21 protein-coding genes are annotated in these 20,188 nt (G+C 55.5%); 15 read left to right on the forward strand and 6 right to left on the reverse strand.

Features of this window, described 5'->3' with window-relative positions; genetic code table 11:
* The first annotated feature begins 17 nt into the window (after positions 1 to 17).
* The 14 genes from INT32_RS13640 to INT32_RS13705 all read left to right on the forward strand — a co-directional run bounded on the left by INT32_RS13640 (position 18) and on the right by INT32_RS13705 (position 12,954).
* Entirely contained in the window at positions 18 to 2,372 is a 2,355-nt protein-coding gene (locus INT32_RS13640; RefSeq protein WP_193089291.1) for a bifunctional salicylyl-CoA 5-hydroxylase/oxidoreductase, read from the forward strand.
* A gap of 6 nt (positions 2,373 to 2,378) precedes the next feature.
* Positions 2,379 to 3,176, forward strand: coding sequence for an SDR family NAD(P)-dependent oxidoreductase (locus INT32_RS13645; protein ID WP_193089292.1), 798 nt, complete (start codon positions 2,379 to 2,381; stop codon positions 3,174 to 3,176).
* 237 nt (positions 3,177 to 3,413) lie between these two features.
* Positions 3,414 to 4,271: an enoyl-CoA hydratase family protein gene (locus INT32_RS13650; RefSeq protein WP_193089293.1), complete on the forward strand. Its 858-nt coding sequence runs from the start codon at positions 3,414 to 3,416 to the stop codon at positions 4,269 to 4,271.
* A 2-nt stretch (positions 4,272 to 4,273) separates the two neighbouring features.
* Positions 4,274 to 5,443 carry an acyl-CoA dehydrogenase family protein gene (locus tag INT32_RS13655; RefSeq protein WP_193089294.1) on the forward strand — a complete coding sequence of 390 codons (1,170 nt, stop codon included), beginning with the start codon at positions 4,274 to 4,276 and terminating at the stop codon, positions 5,441 to 5,443.
* Between the two features lie 71 nt (positions 5,444 to 5,514).
* Positions 5,515 to 7,167 (forward strand): AMP-binding protein, encoded by a 1,653-nt coding sequence (locus INT32_RS13660; RefSeq protein WP_193089295.1) that lies wholly within the window; start codon positions 5,515 to 5,517, stop codon positions 7,165 to 7,167.
* A gap of 18 nt (positions 7,168 to 7,185) precedes the next feature.
* Positions 7,186 to 7,608 (forward strand): RidA family protein, encoded by a 423-nt coding sequence (locus tag INT32_RS13665; protein WP_193089296.1) that lies wholly within the window; start codon positions 7,186 to 7,188, stop codon positions 7,606 to 7,608.
* A gap of 105 nt (positions 7,609 to 7,713) precedes the next feature.
* Complete coding sequence (ribBA, locus tag INT32_RS13670) at positions 7,714 to 8,862, forward strand: bifunctional 3,4-dihydroxy-2-butanone-4-phosphate synthase/GTP cyclohydrolase II (protein WP_193089297.1); 1,149 nt, start codon at positions 7,714 to 7,716, stop codon at positions 8,860 to 8,862.
* A gap of 16 nt (positions 8,863 to 8,878) precedes the next feature.
* Positions 8,879 to 9,442, forward strand: coding sequence for a 6,7-dimethyl-8-ribityllumazine synthase (ribH, locus tag INT32_RS13675; RefSeq protein ID WP_130304539.1), 564 nt, complete (start codon positions 8,879 to 8,881; stop codon positions 9,440 to 9,442).
* A 29-nt stretch (positions 9,443 to 9,471) separates the two neighbouring features.
* Positions 9,472 to 9,915 (forward strand): transcription antitermination factor NusB, encoded by a 444-nt coding sequence (gene nusB / locus INT32_RS13680; protein ID WP_193089428.1) that lies wholly within the window; start codon positions 9,472 to 9,474, stop codon positions 9,913 to 9,915.
* Positions 9,916 to 10,009: 94 nt separating this feature from the next.
* A complete protein-coding gene (thiL, locus tag INT32_RS13685; RefSeq protein ID WP_193089298.1) occupies positions 10,010 to 11,017 on the forward strand; it encodes a thiamine-phosphate kinase in 1,008 nt (335 codons plus the stop codon).
* 4 nt (positions 11,018 to 11,021) lie between these two features.
* A complete protein-coding gene (locus INT32_RS13690; RefSeq protein WP_193089299.1) occupies positions 11,022 to 11,573 on the forward strand; it encodes a phosphatidylglycerophosphatase A in 552 nt (183 codons plus the stop codon).
* A gap of 2 nt (positions 11,574 to 11,575) precedes the next feature.
* A complete protein-coding gene (locus INT32_RS13695; RefSeq protein WP_193089300.1) occupies positions 11,576 to 12,088 on the forward strand; it encodes a CinA family protein in 513 nt (170 codons plus the stop codon).
* A gap of 177 nt (positions 12,089 to 12,265) precedes the next feature.
* Positions 12,266 to 12,523 carry an Arc family DNA-binding protein gene (locus tag INT32_RS13700; RefSeq protein WP_193089301.1) on the forward strand — a complete coding sequence of 86 codons (258 nt, stop codon included), beginning with the start codon at positions 12,266 to 12,268 and terminating at the stop codon, positions 12,521 to 12,523.
* Positions 12,520 to 12,954: a type II toxin-antitoxin system VapC family toxin gene (locus INT32_RS13705; protein WP_193089302.1), complete on the forward strand. Its 435-nt coding sequence runs from the start codon at positions 12,520 to 12,522 to the stop codon at positions 12,952 to 12,954. The genes INT32_RS13700 and INT32_RS13705 overlap by 4 nt, the downstream gene beginning before the upstream one ends.
* A gap of 69 nt (positions 12,955 to 13,023) precedes the next feature.
* Here the strand turns inward: INT32_RS13705 and pyrF are convergent, their stop codons facing one another.
* The 4 genes from pyrF to groES form a co-directional block, all read right to left on the reverse strand.
* Complete coding sequence (pyrF, locus tag INT32_RS13710; protein ID WP_193089303.1) at positions 13,024 to 13,848, reverse strand: orotidine-5'-phosphate decarboxylase; 825 nt, start codon at positions 13,846 to 13,848, stop codon at positions 13,024 to 13,026.
* A 6-nt stretch (positions 13,849 to 13,854) separates the two neighbouring features.
* Complete coding sequence (locus INT32_RS13715; protein ID WP_370540234.1) at positions 13,855 to 14,250, reverse strand: diacylglycerol kinase; 396 nt, start codon at positions 14,248 to 14,250, stop codon at positions 13,855 to 13,857.
* A 332-nt stretch (positions 14,251 to 14,582) separates the two neighbouring features.
* Positions 14,583 to 16,229, reverse strand: coding sequence for a chaperonin GroEL (gene groL, locus INT32_RS13720; RefSeq protein ID WP_193089305.1), 1,647 nt, complete (start codon positions 16,227 to 16,229; stop codon positions 14,583 to 14,585).
* Positions 16,230 to 16,309: 80 nt separating this feature from the next.
* Positions 16,310 to 16,597 (reverse strand): co-chaperone GroES, encoded by a 288-nt coding sequence (gene groES / locus INT32_RS13725; protein WP_193089306.1) that lies wholly within the window; start codon positions 16,595 to 16,597, stop codon positions 16,310 to 16,312.
* Between the two features lie 701 nt (positions 16,598 to 17,298).
* On the opposite strand from groES, the gene INT32_RS13730 reads away from it, so the two are divergent.
* Positions 17,299 to 18,006 carry a tripartite tricarboxylate transporter substrate binding protein gene (locus INT32_RS13730; RefSeq protein WP_226817063.1) on the forward strand — a complete coding sequence of 236 codons (708 nt, stop codon included), beginning with the start codon at positions 17,299 to 17,301 and terminating at the stop codon, positions 18,004 to 18,006.
* A 35-nt stretch (positions 18,007 to 18,041) separates the two neighbouring features.
* Here INT32_RS13730 and INT32_RS13735 read toward each other — a convergent pair whose 3' ends face one another.
* Positions 18,042 to 18,506 carry a nuclear transport factor 2 family protein gene (locus INT32_RS13735; RefSeq protein WP_193089307.1) on the reverse strand — a complete coding sequence of 155 codons (465 nt, stop codon included), beginning with the start codon at positions 18,504 to 18,506 and terminating at the stop codon, positions 18,042 to 18,044.
* A gap of 259 nt (positions 18,507 to 18,765) precedes the next feature.
* On the reverse strand, positions 18,766 to 20,148 hold the full coding sequence (locus INT32_RS13740) for an MFS transporter (protein WP_193089308.1): 1,383 nt from the start codon (positions 20,146 to 20,148) through the stop codon (positions 18,766 to 18,768).
* Positions 20,149 to 20,188: the final 40 nt, after the last annotated feature.

A 20,188-nucleotide genomic window follows, 5' to 3' on the forward strand; every position in this document is an offset into this window, starting at 1 on the left:
CATTCAAAGGATCTGTCATGAATATTGTATGTATCGGTGGCGGCCCAGCTGGTTTATATGCCGGGCTGCTGTTGAAAAAACGCAATCCCCAGGACCGGATAGTGGTCATAGAACGCAACCGTCCGTTTGATACCTTCGGCTGGGGAGTGGTGTTTTCTGACGCCACGCTGGAAAACTTGAAAAAGGCCGATCTGCCTACAGCGGAACAGATCATTCGCCAATTCAACCATTGGGACGATATCGATATACATATCGGCCAGACCACGATCCGCAGCGGCGGACACGGGTTTATCGGCATCGGCCGCAAGAAGATGCTCAATATCCTGCAGCAGCGCTGCCTGGATCTTGGCGTGGAACTGGTGTTCGAGACGGTGGCCGAAGACGACCAGGCCATGGCAATGGATTACGATGCGGATCTGGTCATTGCGTCCGACGGCATCAATAGTCGCATCCGGACGCGCTATGCCGATACATTCAAACCGGATATCGACACCCGGCGCTGCCGTTTTGTCTGGCTGGGCACGCAAAAGACGTTTGATGCGTTTACCTTTGCCTTTGTCAATACAGAACATGGATGGTTTCAGGCGCACGCCTATCAATATGAAGAGGGCATGTCCACCTTCATCGTGGAAACCCGGGACGAAACGTGGCGCGCTGCCGGGATCGACACGATGTCGCAGGAGGAGGGCATTGCCTATTGTGAGGCCCTCTTTGCGCCGTGGCTGGATGGTCACAAGCTGTTATCCAATGCCAAGCATTTGCGTGGAGCGGCCATCTGGATTCAGTTTCCCCGCGTCATTTGCGAGCAGTGGGTGCATCAGCAGCGCCTGCCTAACGGTAAAACCGTACCCGTGGTGCTTATGGGCGATGCCGCGCATACCGCGCATTTTTCCATCGGTTCGGGAACCAAGCTGGCGCTGGAAGACGCCATAGAGCTGGCCAGCAGTTTTCGCACCCACGATGATGTCGGCGCAGCGCTAACGCACTACGAAGCGCAGCGCAGCATCGAAGTGCTGAAAATCCAGAATGCGGCGCGCAATTCCACCGAATGGTTCGAGAATGTCAAACGCTATAGCCGCCTGGCGCCGGAGCAGTTTGCCTATTCGCTGCTGACACGCTCGCAGCGTATTTCACATGAAAACCTGCGGCTGCGCGATCCGCAGTGGATGCATCATTTTGAAAGCTGGTTCAGCCGTCAGGCCAGCCAGACCAGGGCTCGTGAGAGGGCAGCAGGCGCGGACAACGGTGCCGCTGCGATCCCACCCATGTGGACGCCCTTCAGCCTGCGCTCTGTGGTATTGAAAAACCGGATCGTGGTCTCGCCCATGGCCATGTACTCGTGCGTTGACGGGGTGCCCGGCGACTTTCATTTCCAGCATTTGCTGGCGCGCGCCCTGGGCGGGGCCGGACTGGTCATGGTTGAAATGACCTGCGTGTCGCCTCAGGCGCGGATCACACCGCATTGCCCGGGCCTGTGGAATACTACCCAGTTGCAGGCCTGGCAACACATCGTGCAGGCGGTTCACGCGCAATCGGATGCAAAAATCGGCATCCAATTGGGCCATGCGGGTCGCAAGGGGTCGACCAAAGCGGCCTGGGATGGTATCGATATGCCACTGGAATCAGACAACTGGCCGCTGGTCTCGGCGTCCCCCTTGCCGTATTTGCCAGACGTCTCGCAAGTGCCCAAGGCGCTGGATGCGGCGGACATGCAGCAAATTACTGAGCAGTTCGTGCAGTCCACCCGGCTTGCCGCCCAGGCGGGGTTTGATGTGCTTGAACTGCATTGCGCACATGGCTATTTGTTGTCGTGCTTTATTTCGCCATTGACCAATCAGCGCACGGATGCCTACGGGGGCGCGTTGGAAAACGGCCTGCGTTTTCCCCTTGAAGTATTTAAAGCGATGCGTGCGGTGTGGCCTGAAGATCGACCGCTCAATGTGCGTATCTCGGCCAGCGACTGGGTCGAGGGTGGCATTACGGCAGACGATGCGGTGCTGATTGCCCGGGCCTTCAAAGCGGCGGGCGCCGATCTGATCGATTGCTCGTCAGGTCAGGTCAGCCCCGAACAGAAGCCGGTGTATGGGCGCATGTACCAGACGCCATTTGCTGACGAGATCCGCAATCAGGAAGGGATTGCGACCATGGCGGTCGGCGCCATCACAGAGGCCGACCAGGTCAACAGTATTATTGCGTCGGGCCGTGCAGATTTGTGCGCCATTGGCCGCCCCCATCTGGCCAACCCGGCCTGGACGCTGAGCGAAACCGCCAAGATCGGCTATACGCAAGTGAACTGGCCCCAGCAGTACAGCGCCGGCAAACGCCAAATCGAGACCCTGTTTGAACGGGCCCAATCAATGCAGAACGGATAAACCATCATGAAGCAGACCGCTACACCTTCTTTGGAGGATCGCCACGTCCTGATTACCGGCGCCAGTCAGGGGATCGGGCTTGAAGTGGCACGCCTGGTGCTGGATGCCGGCGCCCGGGTGACGCTGCTGGCCCGCAATGGCGAGCGCCTGGCCGCGGCTGCGGCGAGCCTTGGTGCAGATGCGCAGCGGGTGCACACGGTGCAGGCCGATATCACAGATGAAAAGGCAATCGGCAGCGCCTTTGACGCGGCGCGGGCGCACTTTGGCCCGATCAGTATTCTGGTCAACAATGCCGGGCAAGCGCAAAGCGAGCGCTTTGACCGCATGGATACCGAATTCTGGAACCGGATGCTGCAGGTTAATCTGACCGGGACCTATCAATGCATTGCCGCCGTGCTGCCCGACATGCTGGCGCAGGACTGGGGGCGTATTGTGAATGTGGCCAGCGTTGCCGGGCTGAAGGGCTATGGCTATGTGACTGCTTATTGTGCAGCCAAGCATGGGGTGGTAGGCCTGACCCGTGCCCTTGCCCTGGAGCTGGCCGCAAAGAATATTACCGTCAATGCCGTATGCCCCGGTTATACCGACACGCCGCTGCTCGATGGTGCCGTGGCCAATATGGTTGCCAAAACCGGCATGGCCGCAGACAAGGCAAAGGCGGCATTGGCCAGCAACAATCCGCAGGGCAGGCTGGTGCAACCCGAGGAAGTGGCGCATGCCGTGCTGTGGTTGTGCCTGCCACAGTCGGCCAGTATCAACGGGCAGGCCGTACCGGTCGATGGCGGCGAGAAAATGGCCGGGTAAAACGTAGTGCAGTTATTTGCCTGATGCCTACGGCGTGTGGTCAATTGTCTCTACTTGATAGGAATCCCTAAGGGCCTGCCTATGAACGATCTACGGCGCGACCACCGGGCAGTGAACAATATAGTCCACTTATGCAGATGAAAACACCCGGCGTTGAGCGGGTACGGAAAGCAGCGATGACAGATGTGAATGCCAAAGAATCCATGCATTCACCAGAAGGAAAACAGGAGATATACGATGACTATTTCGGATGACATCAACCCCATGCAGGATCAGCATAAGCCGCTGGCAGGCTATCGGGCCACGCATTTTGACTGGCAGGTCAGCGATGACCACAAGGTGGCAACCATTACGCTGAACCGGCCGGAAAGAAAAAACCCGCTGACCTTCGAATCTTATGCCGAATTGCGTGATCTGTTTCGCGCCTTGTCCTGCGCCAGTGACATCAAGGTAGTGGTCATCGCCGGCGCTGGCGGCAATTTTTGTTCCGGTGGCGATGTGCATGAAATTATCGGTCCGCTGACCCGGATGTCCATGCCCCAGTTGCTTGCTTTTACCCAGATGACCGGCGACCTGGTCAAGGCCATGCGCGGGTGCCCGCAGCCGGTGATCGCAGCAGTGGCAGGGGTGTGTGCCGGCGCTGGCGCCATTCTGGCCATGGCGTCCGATATTCGACTGGGTACGGCCGACAGCAAAACCGCCTTTCTGTTTACCCGCGTGGGCCTGGCGGGAGCAGACATGGGTGCGTGTGCGATTTTGCCACGCATTATCGGCCAGGGCCGCGCCAGCGAACTGCTCTACACCGGCCGTTCCATGTCTGGCCAGGAAGGTCATCACTGGGGCTTCTATAACCAGTTGCATGAGCCAGACCAGGTGCTGGCGGCTGCGCACACGATGGCAGCGCAGATTGCAGCGGGCCCGACCTTTGCCAATGGCATCACCAAGCATTGCCTTCATCACGAATGGAATATGGGTGTGGACGACGCCATTGATGCCGAAGCCCATGCACAGGCCCTCTGTATGCAGACCCGGGATTTTCATCGGGCCTATCATGCTTTTGTGGCAAAAAACAAACCCGTGTTCGAGGGAGACTGATCATGCCTGACCACGAGTTTCTGGACTGGCCTTTTTTTGAAGAGCAGCATCGTCATGTTGTTGTTGAACTGGATCGCTGGGCAAAAGATAATCTGCGCAATGTGCCGCACGGTAATACCGATGACACCTGCCGCGAACTGGTGCGCCGGATGGGAGAAGGCGGCTGGCTGCGTTATGCCGTTCCGGCAGGGCCCAATGCAAGTTGGGGCGGCGCGCTGGAGCAGATTGATTCACGCATGATCTGCCTGATCCGCGAGACCTTCGCGCGCTATCACGGCCTGGCCGACTTTGCCTTTGCCATGCAGGGCCTGGGTAGCGGCGCCATTGTGCTGGGTGGCTCCGAGGCGCAGAAAAAATTCTACCTGCCGCGCGTGGCGCGAGGCGAGCTGATTGCTGCCTTCGCCCTGTCCGAGCCCGATGCCGGGTCCGATGTGGCCGCCATGGCCTGCAAGGCCACGCAGCAAGGATCCGAATATGTTCTTGATGGCGTCAAAACCTGGATTTCCAATGGCGACATTGCCGATTTTTATTGTGTCTTCGCGCGCACCGATTTTCTGCCGAGCGCGCGGGGCATCAGCGCCTTTATCGTGGACAGCAACACGAAGGGGCTGGATACGTCCGAGCGCATTCACGTCATGGCGCCGCATCCGATGGCGGTGCTCAAACTGAAGCAGTGCCGCCTGCCTGCCGAGGCCCTGCTGGGAACCAAGGGCGAGGGCTTCAAGCTGGCGATGCAGGTGCTGGATATTTTCCGCGCGTCGGTTGCGGCGGCCGCCAACGGGTTCGCCGCCAGGGCGCTGGACGAAGCCCTGGCGCGCAGCAAGACCCGCCAAATGTTTGGCGGTGTACTGGCCGACCTGCAACTGACGCAAGCTACGTTGGGCGATATGGCAACGGCGCTGGACGCCAGCCGCCTGCTGACCTATCGCGCCGCCTGGCGACGCGACGTGTACCAGGCCAGAACCACCAAGGAAGCCGCCATGGCCAAGATGTTTGCGACTGAATCGGCGCAGCAGGTTATTGACAAGGCCGTTCAGCTGTTTGGCGGACAGGGCGTGGTGGCCGGCGAGTGTGTAGAAGGGTTGTACCGGGATATTCGCGCCCTGCGTATTTACGAAGGCGCCACCGAAGTGCAGAAACTGATTATTGCACGTGAATTATTGCGGGACTGAATCGAAACGGGAGCAAAGACTTCCTGACTCATCCGCGCCGCCGGTTGAGCCGACAACCCAGGAGACAAGACATGCCAGCACAGATAGGATTGCAAGACCGCTTTGTCATTGAACATCTGCCCGAGAGCGGGCAGCAGCCACAGTACCTGTTCGACTTGCCACAACTGCACTATCCCGAGAAACTCAATAGTGCCGTGGAACTGATTGATCGCCACGTGCAGCAGGGGCGAGGCCAGAATATTGCATTGCGCTGGTTGCAGGACGGTATGCAGAAGCAGATGACCTATCAGGCGCTGGCGCAATGGACCAATCAGCTGGCACGGGTGCTGACCGAAGATCTGGGACTGGTATCGGGCAACCGGCTGTTGCTGCGCGGACCCAATAACGTGGGTATGGCTGGCGCGCTGCTGGCGTGCCTGAAGGCGGGCATTGTCGCTGTGCCCACCATGCCGCTGTTGCGCGCCCGGGAGCTGAGCGCCATTCTGACAATCTCACAGGCGCAGGCAGCGCTTTGCGATGAACGGTTGCTGCAGGAGCTGGAGCACTGCCGCAACGCCGATAATCCGAACTATTGCCCGACGCTGCAGCAGATCATGGCTTTCGGCACGCAGACGCCAGACAGCATGCAGGCGCGGGCCGACACCAAAAGCGATGCGCCCTACGACGCACAGACGCTGCGCGACGACCCCTGCATGATCGCCTTTACCAGCGGCACGACCGGCAAACCTAAGGGCTGCATCCATTTTCATCGCGATGTGCTTGCCATGTGCGATACCTTTTCCAGCCAGGTTCTGCAAACCCGGGCGACCGATATCGCTTGCGGCACGCCGCCGCTGGCGTTTACTTTCGGGCTGGGCGGGTTGCTGTGCTTTCCATTGCGCGCCGGCGGCTCGACCCTGCTGGTGGAAAAGCTGACCCCTGACGCATTTTTACAGATCATTCAGGACCATAAGGTGACCATGACCTTTACGGCGCCCACCTTCTATCGCAAGATGGCCGGCCTGGCCGACGACTATTCGCTCGATTCCCTGCGGGTCTGCGTCTCGGCTGGCGAAGCGTTGCCCGATGACACGCGCCAGATATGGAAAAAGGCCAGCGGCATCAATATGACAGATGGCATTGGGGGGACGGAAATGATGCATGTGTATATTTCCAGTACCGGTAACGATATCCGGGACGGGGCAATCGGGCGGGTGGTGCCCGGCTACCAGGCGCGGGTGGTCGATGCCGATATGAACGAGGTGCCGCCCGGCACGCTTGGCCGGCTGGCCGTGCGCGGCCCGACCGGTTGCCGTTATCTGGATGATGAGCGACAGTCTCGTTACGTGCAGCAGCAGTGGAACCTGCCCGGCGACGCTTTTGTGATGGATGCAGACGGCTACTTTTATTATCGAGCGCGCGACGATGACATGATCGTCTCGGCTGGATACAACATTGCTGGTCCGGAAGTCGAAAGCGTGCTCATGACTCACGAAGCGGTGAACGATTGCGGGGTGGTGGGCCGCGGCGACGCCGAGCGCGGTGCGATCGTCAAGGCCTATATTGTGCTGAACGACGGCTTTACGCCCGGCGCAGAACTGGTCGCGGCACTGCAAGATTATGTGAAGCAGGAAGCGGCGCCCTACAAGTATCCACGCGAAATTGAATTTGTTGAGCAGTTGCCGCGCACCGAAACCGGTAAGCTGCAGCGCTTTGTTCTGAGAAAAATGACCGAAACCCGGTAATGGAATGGGAATTGAAACATGGAAATATTGCAACCGTCAGACTGGACCAAGCCCCGCGGCTACGCCAACGGCACCATGATCACCGTCGAGGCCGGCAGCCGCCTGCTGTTTGTCGGTGGCCAGATCGGCTGGAACGGGCAGCAGCAGTTTGAATCCGACGACCTGGGCGAACAGGTGCGCCAGACCCTGGAAAATATCGTGGCTATCCTCAGGGAGGGCGGGGCAGCGCCATCCGATATTGTCCGCATGAACTGGTACGTCACCGACAAGCGCGAATATGTGGCCGCTTATCCGGCGATTGGCGAGCATTACCGCAATGTTATCGGCCGGCATTTTCCCGCCATGACGGCGGTACAGGTGGCCGGCCTGGTGGAAGACCGGGCCAAAGTGGAAATCGAGGTGACGGCAGTGGTGCGCGGCTCCCAACAATCCTCGGACTGAATGGGGGTTTTGCCGCCTTTTACAGGGGCGAAAAGGGTAAAATAACGCTTTTGCTCATTGTTGGTGCGCCGCGCCAGCCCAGTCTTTCCGGATTCAAGCACGATCATGACTTCTGCCGCCCCTGTATCTCTGGTGCCCGACTGCACCATCTCTCCCGTCTCTGAAATTGTCGAAGAGCTCAAGGCGGGGCGTATTGTCATCCTGGTCGACGAAGAGGATCGCGAAAATGAAGGTGATCTGGTCATGGCGGCAGACTTTGTCACGCCTGAGGCCATCAACTTCATGGTGACCTACGCCCGGGGCCTGGTATGCCTGACGCTCACTGAAGAGCGTTGCCGCCAGCTGGAGCTGCCGCTCATGGCCTCACGCAACGGCACCTCCTTTGGCACCAACTTTACCGTGTCCATCGAGGCGGCCGAGGGAGTGACTACGGGCATTTCCGCCGCTGACCGGGCCCGCACTATTCAGGCGGCTGTTGCCAAAAACGCCAAGCCCCAGGATCTGGTCAACCCGGGACATATCTTTCCGGTCCAGGCCGTTTCGGGCGGCGTGCTGATCCGTGCCGGGCACACCGAAGCGGGCTGTGACCTTACTGCCATGGCAGGCCTGACGTCAGCCGCGGTCATCTGTGAAATTCTCAAACCCGATGGCAGCATGGCGCGCCTTCCCGATCTGGTTACCTTCGCCCGTGAACACAATCTGAAAATCGGCACGATCGCCGATCTGATCCAGTATCGCAGCGAAAACGAATCCATGATTCGCCGCCTGGGCAGCAAGACCCTGAACACACCTTTCGGCCGGTTCGAAGCGGTATCCTATCAGGACAGCATGTCGGGCGCCGGGCATATTGCGCTGGTGCATGGCGCTATCGATCCCGACCAGGAAACGCTGGTGCGCGTCCATGAGCCGGTATCGGTCCTGGATCTGCTGGACCTGGAACGCAATGCTCACAGCTGGGGCATCGCACAGGCGCTGGAAGTTATTTCCGCCAGCCCGGCCGGCGTTCTGGTGCTGCTTAACTGCCAGGGATCGCAAAAGGGCCTGATCGAGGCGCTGGAAAAATGGGGAGAAACCGAGAGCACCGCGCGCAGAGATGATCGCTACGATCTGCGCACTTACGGTATCGGTGCGCAAATATTACGTGAACTGAACGTCGGAAAGATGCGCCTGCTCGCACTTCCACGTAAAATGCCAAGCATGACTGGTTATGCACTTACCGTGACAGGTTACGAAACTTCTTCTGACCCCCGCTGATTTTAAAGGAATGGCTATGAAACCCTATACACTCGCCCCTGATCTGAATGGCGAAGGCCTGCATATCGGTATCGTGTGCGCACGATTTAACGAGGAAATTGGTTTTGCCGAGCTCGAAGCCTGCCTGGCCGAGCTTGGCGAGCTGGGTGTCGACGAGCGCGACATTATGGTCGTGACTGTGCCCGGCGCGCTCGAAGTCGGCCTGACGCTGGCGCAAATGGCCGAAACCTACGAATTTGATGCGCTGATCGCCCTGGGGGCGGTCATTCGCGGTGAAACCTATCACTTCGAAATCGTCAGCAATGAAAGTGCTGCGGCCATTACCCGAGTGTCCATGGATACCAATGTGCCGGTGGCCAATGGTATTCTCACGACAGAAGATGAAGAGCAGGCCAAGGCCCGTGCCGAACAGAAAGGCAAGGATTGCGCCCAGGTTGCCGTGGAAATGGCCAATCTGTCGGCCGCACTGGTGCCCGAGTCGGAAGATGAAGATGATGACTTCGAAGATCTGGACGATGACGACGACCAGGACGACGAAGACGATGAAACCGAAGAAGTAGCAGATACCCCAAGGCGATAGGACAACGAGTGGCTCAGGATAATAAAACAATGCATCGCAGTGCGCGCCGTCGGGCGCGCGAATTTGCCCTTCAGGGTATCTATGCCTGGCTGGTCAGTGGCGACACTGACCAGCGCGAGGCAGGCGCCATCGACGCTCACATCCAGGACAGCCCGGAATTCGAAAACGCCGATCCGGTCTGGTTCAAGACGTTGTTGCATGGCGTTTTTGCCGATGCGCCGGCGCTGCGTGAAGCATTCGTGCCCTATATCGACCGCCCGCTGGACGAACTTTCACCCATCGAGCACGGCATTCTGCTCATCGGCAGTTACGAGCTCATTCACCATCTGGATGTTCCGTACAGAGTTGCCATTAACGAAGCAGTGGAGCTGGCAAAGGAATTTGGCGGCACCGACGGCTTCAAATTTGTCAATGGCGTACTGGACAAACTGGCGGCCCGCGTGCGTTCTCTCGAAGTCAATGCCGGCCGCTGACCTAGGTTCGGCGACCGGATGCGCTCTGGCCGGCGCCTGGCGCTAGCCGGACGCTTTTGTGAAGCGATGCTCGTGCAATTGAAGAGCGGTTCCTATGTCCGGCGAATTTGATCTGATCCGTAATTTTTTTACCCGCCCCGCAGCGTCTGTTGATATTGCGGTGGGGGACGATTGCGCCATCCTGACACCCACGGCTGGCACCTCCCTGGCGGTCAGCAAGGATCTGCTGCTCGAAGAGCGCCATTTCTTTTCCGACGTGGACCCCGAATCGCTGGGCCATAAATCGCTGGCAGTCAACCTGTCCGACCTGGCCGCGATGGGGGCGACGCCGCGCGGTTGTCTGCTGGGCATTGCGCTGCCGCGTTACGATGCCGATTGGCTGACGGCGTTTTCCCGTGGCTTTAACCGCCTGGCCGACAAATACCAATGCCCGCTTATCGGTGGCGATACCACCCGCAGCGAACACGATATTGTCATCAGCGTTACCGTGCTGGGCGAAGTGACCCAGCCGTTTTTGCTTCGCAGCCGGGCTCTGCCCGGTGATGATATCTGGGTTTCTGGCACCCTGGGCGCTGCCGACTGGGCCCTGAATCTGCTGCTGCGTCAGAAGGCGGGTGAAATTCTGAACGAACGCGAAACACAAATGCTTCAGGCCACCCGGCATGCCCTGGAATGGCCCGAGCCACGTGTGTCCCTGGGGTTTGCCCTGCGGCCACTGGCGCATGCCGTCATAGACCTATCCGACGGCCTGGTGCAGGACTTGAAACATATTTTGCATGCCAGCGGTGTCGCTGCCGTATTGTATGAATCTTTAATGCCTGTTAATCTTAGCCTGCCAGACGATGACCCGCAGCAATTGCGCCAGTCCGTATTGGGCGGGGGTGACGTCTACGAGTTGTGTTTTACGGCGCCGCAGACCGCCAGAGCGGCACTGCAAGCCATTGCTGCCAGCCTGCCTGTGATGCTTACGCGCATCGGCGAGGTTCACGTCGGGCAGGGTTTGCGGGTACTTGATGCTGCGCAACAGGATATTTCCGCACTTCCAGCGGGGTTCGACCATTTCCGGCCAGCTCGTCGGCGCAAGCCGTACACACAGAAGTAATAGCATGATAGAAGAAATTCATACGCAAACGATACACAATGCCGCTGGCACCAAAACGACCGTGAACGCACAATGGCCTACTTTCGGCTGGATCCGGGCTGATGCCCACCGCTTCTTTGCCTTTGGGCTTGGCGCCGGGCTGATCAGACCGGGATCCGGAACCTGGGGCACCCTGCTGGCCTGGGTGCTCTGGTGGCCGCTCAGTTTTGTGCTGGGCACCGATTTTTACATGGCGCTGTTCATTCTGATCGGCTTTGCTTACGGCGTCTATTGCTGCCATCGCGTCGCACAGGAAATGCATGTGGATGACCACGGCGGCATCGTCTGGGACGAGATGGTCGCCTTCTGGGCGGTCCTTTTGCTGGTGGCGCCCATGAACCTGGGCTGGCAATTGGTCGCCTTTATCCTTTTTCGCTTTTTCGATATCGTCAAACCGCCACCCATTGGCTACTTTGATCGTACGCTCAAAAACGGGTTCGGCGTCATGTGGGACGACGTGGTGGCAGCGGCCTATACGCTGTTCATCATGGCGATCGCCACCAGAATGCTGGGGTGAGTATGTCAGAATTGTTGAGTGAACAGTGGCAGGTCGCTGCCCAGTTGGGAGAAGCGCTCAAGAAAAAAAGCGGGTTGCTGGCCACGGCCGAATCCTGCACGGGCGGGCTGCTTGCCGGTGCGATTACAGCCATCGCTGGTTCAAGCCAGTGGTTTGATCGGGGGTTTGTGACCTATACCAACGAAGCCAAAATGGATATGTTGGGCGTAAATCTGGCTGCGCTGGACAATTTTGGGGCGGTCAGCCAGGAAGTGGCCATCGAAATGGCCGAAGGGACGTTAAACCATGCACCGCTTTCCACCTGCGCGGTCAGCACAACCGGCATCGCCGGTCCTGATGGCGGCACCGAACACAAACCGGTAGGTCTGGTGTGCTTTGCGGTTTCCTATCGCAAGGCTGACGGCATCGTCACGCTGCCATTCTCGCAGAATTTTGTCGGAGATCGTCATCAGGTGCGTGTCCAGGCGGTCATCTACGCCATGGAAATTACCCGACGCATCGTCGAGGAAAATTGATCTGATTCTGGCAAGACAGTGAAGAGGCGGCCGGGCCCGCAGTTGCTGTCGCCAGGTTGTGGCCGCTATTTCAGCACTTTAATTATTGCACTCCTGACACGCCTATCAGCGTCGCTTGATGCTTATTGATATCATAAGTTATAATTGCTATCAAAGTAATCAAAAGGAGATATTGATATGGCATCTGTCACTATCCGACATATCCCGGATGAAGTTCATCGTGCATTACGTCTTCGTGCCGCCAAACATGGGCGCAGCACCGAAGCTGAGATCCGCAGTATTCTTGAACAGGCTGCCAGACCAGAAGGGCGTCTTCAACTCGGTTCGTTAATGACAGCTATTGCTAAAGACGCGGGCGGATTGACCGACGCCGAGGTAGCGCATTTTGAACAGCTTCGTGACAAAACTCCAGCCGAGCCAATGGGGTTTGAATGATCGTTCTAGACACAAATGTTATTTCTGAGCTATGGAGGATCAAACCGGATTCCAACGTGCTGGAATGGATCGATGCTCAGACGATTGAAACATTATATCTATCGGTAGTGACGGTGGCTGAAATACGATATGGGGTGGCTACCATGCCGGCAGGTAAACGCCGTAAGATCTATCAGGACAGGTTAGAGCAGGAGGTACTGCCAGCATTCAAGGGGCGTGTTCTTGCCTTCGATCTGGAAGCGTCCAGGGTCTATGCCGAATTGATGGCCGGTGCAAAAGCGCAAGGTAAGCCTGTAGGCAAGGATGATGGTTATATTGCAGCCATTGCCGCAACCAATGGTTTCATCGTGGCAACACGAGACGTCGGCCCATTTGCAGCGGTCGGCGTCTCAGTGATCAATCCCTGGGTACAGCCGCCCAGGATACATTGATTGCGGTCTCATCATGGCACATAAAAGACTGCCTTCTACGTTTTAAGACAGCCATATCCAGATGTGATATCAGATCCCGCGCGCCCGATTGATCTGATCGCGCGTCTCCCGTGCTACACGAGCCGCTTCTTCTTTCCAGTTTTCATCCGAGCTGGCATACAAAATGGCGCGGGACGAATTGATCATCATGCCGGTACCGGCGATATTGCGGCCGGCCGTCACGGTTTGCTCGATATCTCCGCCCTGGGCGCCGATGCCCGGCACCAGCAACGGCATGGCGTCGCCCACCCGGGCGCGAACCTTGCTCAACTCTTCGGGGAAGGTGGCGCCTACCACCAGGCCGCACTGACCGTGCGTGTTCCATTTTTCCGCGACTATGCTGGCCACATGCAGGTATAGCGGTTCGCCGCTGGCAGACTCGACAAATTGCAGGTCGGAGCCGCCCGGATTGGAGGTGCGGCACAGAATAATAATGCCCCGGTCTTTCCACGCCAGGTACGGCTCGATGGAATCGAATCCCATATATGGACTGACGGTAACGGCATCGGCCTTGTACCGTTCGTAAGCCTCGCGGGCGTAATGTTCAGCCGTCGTGCCGATGTCGCCGCGCTTGGCGTCCAGCACAATGGGTAAATGCGGATAGGTCTCGTGGATATAGGCGCACAGTTGCGACAACTGTTCTTCCGCGCCCTGTGACGCAAAATAGGCAATTTGCGGTTTGAAGCCGCAGGCGTAGGGCGCTGATGCATCCACGATGCCCTTGCAGAACTCGAATGTGGATTCGCGGTTCTGTTTCATGCTAACCGGTAGTCTTTCGGGATCAGGGTCAAGGCCGACCATGAGAAGGGAGTTCTGGCTTTGCCAGGCGGATTCCAGTTTTTCGATAAATGTCATGAATAATTAATGTGAAAACAGACGAACAAAGAGCAAACCAAACCAGACCAGGCCGGCGAAAGTGATCACCATCATGACAGCAGCGCTGGCAATATCCTTGGTCTGGCCAATCAGGGGATGGGTTTCAGCACTGACCGTATCGGCCAGCACTTCGATGGCCGAGTTGATCAGCTCTACGGTCAGGACGCTGACCAGCACCCCCAGCAACACAATGATCTCCGCAAAGTTGCGTCCCAGCAGGAAGGCAAAGGGCGTGAGCGCGATGCAGACAATCAGTTCCTGGCGGAAGGCTTCCTCGCTGGAAAAGGCTGCACGAAAGCCCTGTGCCGAGTACACAGTCGACTGGATAAAACGCAGTACGCCGCGATTTTTGCGGCCGTGCGGATGGCTTGGTCGATTCATGAACGACATTGTAGTTCACAAAACGCTACGGCTTGATTAAACGGCGCAGTACCTGCTCATTCAAACGTGTTGATCCGACATTTTCTCTGCCGTGGGCTGTGTGTCGGTTTTTGTATTCGCCACTGCGCCGCACTTTGCAAACAGGGCGCAAGATCGCGGGCGAGGGCGTTGGCCGATGGTTCATTGTTGAACCGATGTTGTTAAACGCTACGGCTGACGCCTGGATCGCAATTTAAGGAAAGCCACGCAAAGAAAAGCCCCGAAACGGCGAACCGTTCGGGGCTTGTTTGCAGCGGACCTGCACAAGGCAGGCCCAGGGTGTATCTGGCAGATTAGAATCCGCCCATGCCACCCATACCGCCCATACCACCCATGTCTGGCATGGCAGGAGCTGGTTTGTCTTCAACGATTTCGCAAACAGCAGCTTCAGTTGTCAGCAGCAGGCTGGCAACAGAGGCAGCGTTTTGCAGTGCAGTGCGGGTCACTTTGGTTGGGTCCAGAACACCTTGTTCAACCAGATCGCCGTACTCGCCAGTTGCTGCGTTGTAACCGTAGTTGCCTTCACCGGCAGCAACTTTGGCTACAACAACGCTTGGCTCGTCGCCAGCGTTAGCAACGATCGTGCGCAGAGGCGCTTCAACAGCGCGCAGAATCAGTTTGATACCTGCGTCCTGATCGGCGTTGTCGCCCTTGATTTTTTCAATGGCTTTCTTGGCACGAATCAGCGCTACGCCACCGCCAGGAACGATACCTTCTTCAACAGCGGCGCGTGTTGCATGCAGTGCGTCTTCAACACGGGCTTTCTTCTCTTTCATTTCGATTTCGGTTGCGGCACCAACACGGATCACGGCAACACCGCCTGCCAGTTTGGCAACGCGCTCTTGCAGTTTTTCGCGATCGTAGTCAGAAGTGGCTTCTTCGATCTGTGTACGGATTTGTTTAACACGAGATTCGATGTTTGCGCTAACGCCTGCACCGTCAATGATGATAGTGTTTTCTTTGCCCACTTCGATACGTTTGGCCTGGCCCAGATCTTCGATCGTGGCTTTTTCCAGAGACATACCGGTTTCTTCAGAGATCACAGTACCACCAGTCAGGATGGCGATGTCTTCCAGCATGGCTTTGCGACGGTCGCCAAAGCCTGGTGCTTTGACTGCAGTGGTTTTCAGGATGCCGCGGATGTTGTTCACAACCAGCGTTGCCAGGGCTTCGCCTTCAACGTCTTCAGCGATGATCAGCAGAGGACGGCTTGATTTGGCAACTTGTTCCAGGATAGGCAGCAGATCACGGATGTTGCTGATTTTTTTGTCGAAAATCAGAACGTATGGATCTTCCAGAGCAGAAACCTGTTTGTCCTGGTTGTTGATGAAGTAAGGAGACAGGTAGCCACGGTCAAATTGCATACCTTCAACGACGTCCAGCTCGTTGTCCAGTGATTTGCCGTCTTCAACAGTGATCACGCCTTCTTTGCCTACTTTGTTCATGGCATTGGCGATGATGTCACCAATAGAGCTGTCGCTGTTGGCAGAGATGGAACCAACCTGGGCAATTTCCTTGCTGGTTGTGCATGGACGTGACAGTACTTGCAGTTCTGCAACAGCAGCGGCTACAGCCTTGTCGATACCACGTTTCAGATCCATTGGGTTGATACCGGCAGCCACGTATTTGAGGCCTTCTTCAACGACGGACTGAGCCAGCACCGTTGCTGTTGTGGTACCGTCACCGGCGTTGTCAGATGTTTTTGAAGCAACTTCTTTAACCAGCTGGGCGCCGATGTTTTCGAATTTGTCTTTCAGTTCGATTTCTTTGGCAACAGATACGCCGTCTTTTGTTACGGTAGGGGCGCCGAATGAACGCTCCAGAACAACGTTACGGCCTTTAGGGCCCAGTGTTGTCTTAACAGCGTTTGCCAGAATGTTTACACCACGGACGATGCGCACGCGTGCGTCGTCACCGAATAGTACTTGCTTAGCAGCCATGTTTAATTCCTTGATTGATTGTCTCAGTAGCCCTTGTATGCCATGCAGAGCAGGGCGGGCGGGTTAGTCTTGCGGGCGGATCAGCCGACTACTGCGAGGATTTCTTCTTCGCGGATAACCAGCAGCTCTTCGCCGTCAACTTTGACGGATTGACCGGCATACTTACCAAAAAGGACTTTGTCGCCTACTTTCAGGTCAACGGCGATAACTTTGCCATCGTCTGTTTTTTTGCCTGGACCAACAGCAACAACTTCACCCTGATCTGGTTTTTCTGCTGCACTGTCAGGGATAACGATACCGGACGAAGTTTTCGTTTCGTTATCGAGGCGCTTGATGATCACGCGGTCTTGCAAAGGACGCAATGCCATGGAGAAACTCCTGAAAATATAAAAATAGGTTGGTAAATTGAGTTAGTCAGGTCGGCTGTTAGCACTCGACCCTACTGAGTGCTAATTATAGGGATGAATGGCTCAGTTTCAAGAGGGAAAGTTGGCTTGTTACATTTTTGACACGGATTGGGGGTCCTGTCGATTGTCAGTTGTCGAAGTTTTCATAGAATCAGATTTCGGTAACTTTAAAACCAGAGCGATTATTATTCGATTGTTGTCTTGTGTCGAAGTTTTCATAGAATCAGATTTCGGTAACTTTAAAACCAGAGCGATTATTATTCGATTGTTGTCTTGTTTATTTAAATCAATAGCTTACGAGAAAATGGCTAATCGCCTCTAAAACGTGGTTTTTTTTCTCTTGCAACGAAAGTAAAACTTTGGTGCTTAAAGAGGCTCTTTCCGACAAATCTCTTGCTATGAAAGTAGTAATTCGGAAAATATCAAGATAAGAAGGTTATTTTCGTTAGATTATCGATAAATCTGGATTGAGAAGAACTTTTTTAGTGAAACTATGGCTTTAAAGCTTCCCGGCGCATTGAGTCATTTGTTAGATTTTCTCAATGGGCGACCTCCTATGCTCAAATCAGGCCACAAGTGCGCTTAATTCTCTGGGTAGTCCAGTATCTGCCTTGTGAAACCCGTATCTTCCTGCTCAATGCGATAATGCAGTTACAAGCATCCTGCTTTCATCAGATTCGACGAACGTCCTTAATTCGCTGTTGTATCCCAATCTCAGCTACGATCCGAGCCTACATTTAAAGCCGCTGTCACTTCTGAGCGACCTTCCGATTCTGCTGGTCGTCGATCCGAAGCTTCCCATCACAAATCTAAAGGAGTTCGTGGCTTATGCAAAAGCGAATCCGAGAAAGCTGAATTTCGGATCTCCAGGCAATGGGGGGATCTTCCACTTGGCAGGAGAGCTTTTCAGTGATCAAGCAGGCATCGAGCTTCAACACATCGCGTACAGAGGTGGCGGGGAGGTGATGAACGCAGTTATGCGCGGAGAAGTGCAGGCGTACTTCGGTGTTGTGGGCTCTACATTGCCATTTGTCAACAGCGGTAAATTACGTGCGCTTGCTGTGGGCGGGGGAAGCAGGATGCCAGCGCTTCCCGAAGTGCCCACCTTTTCAGAATCTGGTTATCCTGAGTTTCAGGTTGCTTCCCGTTATGGGCTGACCATTCCAGCGGCAACTCCGCAGCCGATCGTGGATCGCCTAAGCAAGGCCATTCAAGCTGTCCTGTCTAATGCGGAGTTTCGAAAGAGGTTCGAGTCCCTAGGATTTGTGGTTCCCGTTACATCTAGTCCGTCTCAATTCAAAGCCATTATTGAGGATGATAAGATCCGATGGCAATCTCTGATTAGACGCCAAAAGCTCACTCTGGAATAAAGGATATGTGCGAGCATTTGTGGCGTTGCCTTTTTTTAGCTCACATGAAATTTCACGTCGCCCATCAGATGAGCTACGACCTCACGGCGAATAAATTGCCAGGTACCGTCTAGTTTGGCAAATCGATCTTCATAGCGACCGGTGCAGATGGCCTGAAGCGGAAATTCGGGAAGTTCCTGATGAACTGTGAAGTAGCTCGTGGAAGTCGCAGAGTCTTTATCTAGATCAACGTTGACTAGAATGTTAGAGACTGCGTGCCAGGTACGAGGTGTCTCATCGTAATGCCGCTGGATTCCGGAAACGAAATACTGCTCGATCTCGGCGCGTCCTTTGACGACGCTGCCGGGAACTACCAGCGTTGCATGCTCTAGCAGCTTCGCTATCTCGTCGAACTTTCCGCCGTCGACAAGATAGGGATATGTTGAGATTAGTCGCGTGATTTCACGCTCGGCGTCCAATAGAGCGATGAGATTAGAGTCAATTTCAGTAACAGATTTCATGAACTGTTTATGTCCTCGTGTATTTTGTAATTACAAAGAATCGAAGTAAGGTTGTGTAGTAAAAGGCAAATCGTTGCAATGCTAGTTGGGTAATCATTTGGTCTGTGTGCAAGGCGGGTGTGTGGGCGAATTGGCGACGTCAATATCTATCTGCAAGTTACAACAAAGTTATGTCACAGTAAAAAAGCATGCATTTTAAAGGAGCAGGTAAGCTTTATTGGTCTGTCGATGTAAATTTTAAGCGTTCATGGGGCGGCAATTAATGACGGTCTAAACTCATAGCAATCCATGCTGATATCACCGCGATAGATGCAGCGGCGTAGAATGCAACCGGCAAGCCCGGAACGAACCGACCAGGCTCGGCACCCATTGTATAAACCGCCGCAATGATTGCAATACCTAGTGCGCCGCCAATCTGCTGATCCATTTGCAATAGTCCAGAAGCTGTTCCAGTTTGCTTGTTTGGCACACCTTGCATGATCGCCATGGTGCCAGGCACGAAGACTAAGGCAATGCCCACCGCATGTACCAGAAGAGGGACCAATACGCCAGGGAAATAGTGGCTGGTTTGATCCAACGTTGCAAATAAACATAGACTGACTGCAACTAGTAGGCTTCCGACAACTAACAACATTCGTGGACCGGTTTTACTGATCAGGCTTGGTACGAAATGGCTAATGGTGAAAACAGTTGCGGTAAGAGGCACATAGGCGAGCCCTGCCATCAGTGGCGCCAATCCCAAGACGCGTTGCAAATATTGAACGACCATAAACAACATTGAAAAATGCATGCCTACAATCAAAGCCATGACGACCAAAGCCGCTAGTCTTGATCGATTACGTAGCAGGCCAAGGTCGAGCAAAGGCGCTTTGTGTCTTGCCTCGATTCGATAAAACGTGGCGAAGAACACCGCTGCTGCTGCAAACGCCAGGATGCATCCTGGCGTGACCCACCCATTTTCGGCCGCGTGGATAAACCCATACACCAGTGCAACCGAACCCAGCGTGCCAGTAATAGCACCACCGATATCGAGTCGGGACGGTGTCGGGCGTGTTTCTTCCACCAGACGACCGATTAGCGATATGACTATCATCCCTGCGGGTACGTTAATGAGTAGTGACCAATGCCATGACAAGAATTCCGTTAATGCCCCGCCAAAAATTAAACCAGCTGAAGCACCGATAGATGAAACAGCAATGAATAATGCCATCCCACGTGCTCTTTCGGCTTCATTCCTGGCCATGACTGTTACCAGTGCGAGCACGCTAGGGCCTGACAGAGCGGCGCCTATGCCTTGCAGAACACGGGCCGCAATAAGCACTTCTGGTGTCTGCGCGACGCCTCCGATAAAGGACGAAACCACAAAAATAGCGAGACCTAACCGAAAAGCACGTACTTGGCCAATCATGTCGCCAAGCCTGCCACCGAATAGCAACAGGCCACCGAAGGCGAGCGCAAAGGCGTTAGGAATCCACGAAAGCGTAGCAGGACTGAAGCCAAGTTCTTGCTGAATGCGCGGCAAAGCTACGATAACGATTAGAAAATCCATTTGCAACATCAACTGGGCCGCCAGTATGGTCCAGAGTGCAAAAGTTCGGCGTCCTGAATTGGACGCGTTTTGTTGTAAGGGTAGCGTTGCCATGTATGGCCTTGGAGTAACGTGTGTAAGGTGAGGGTGGGTG

It is taken from the genome of Advenella sp. FME57, from assembly GCF_014897675.1.
Taxonomy (GTDB): Bacteria; Pseudomonadota; Gammaproteobacteria; order Burkholderiales; family Burkholderiaceae_B; genus Advenella.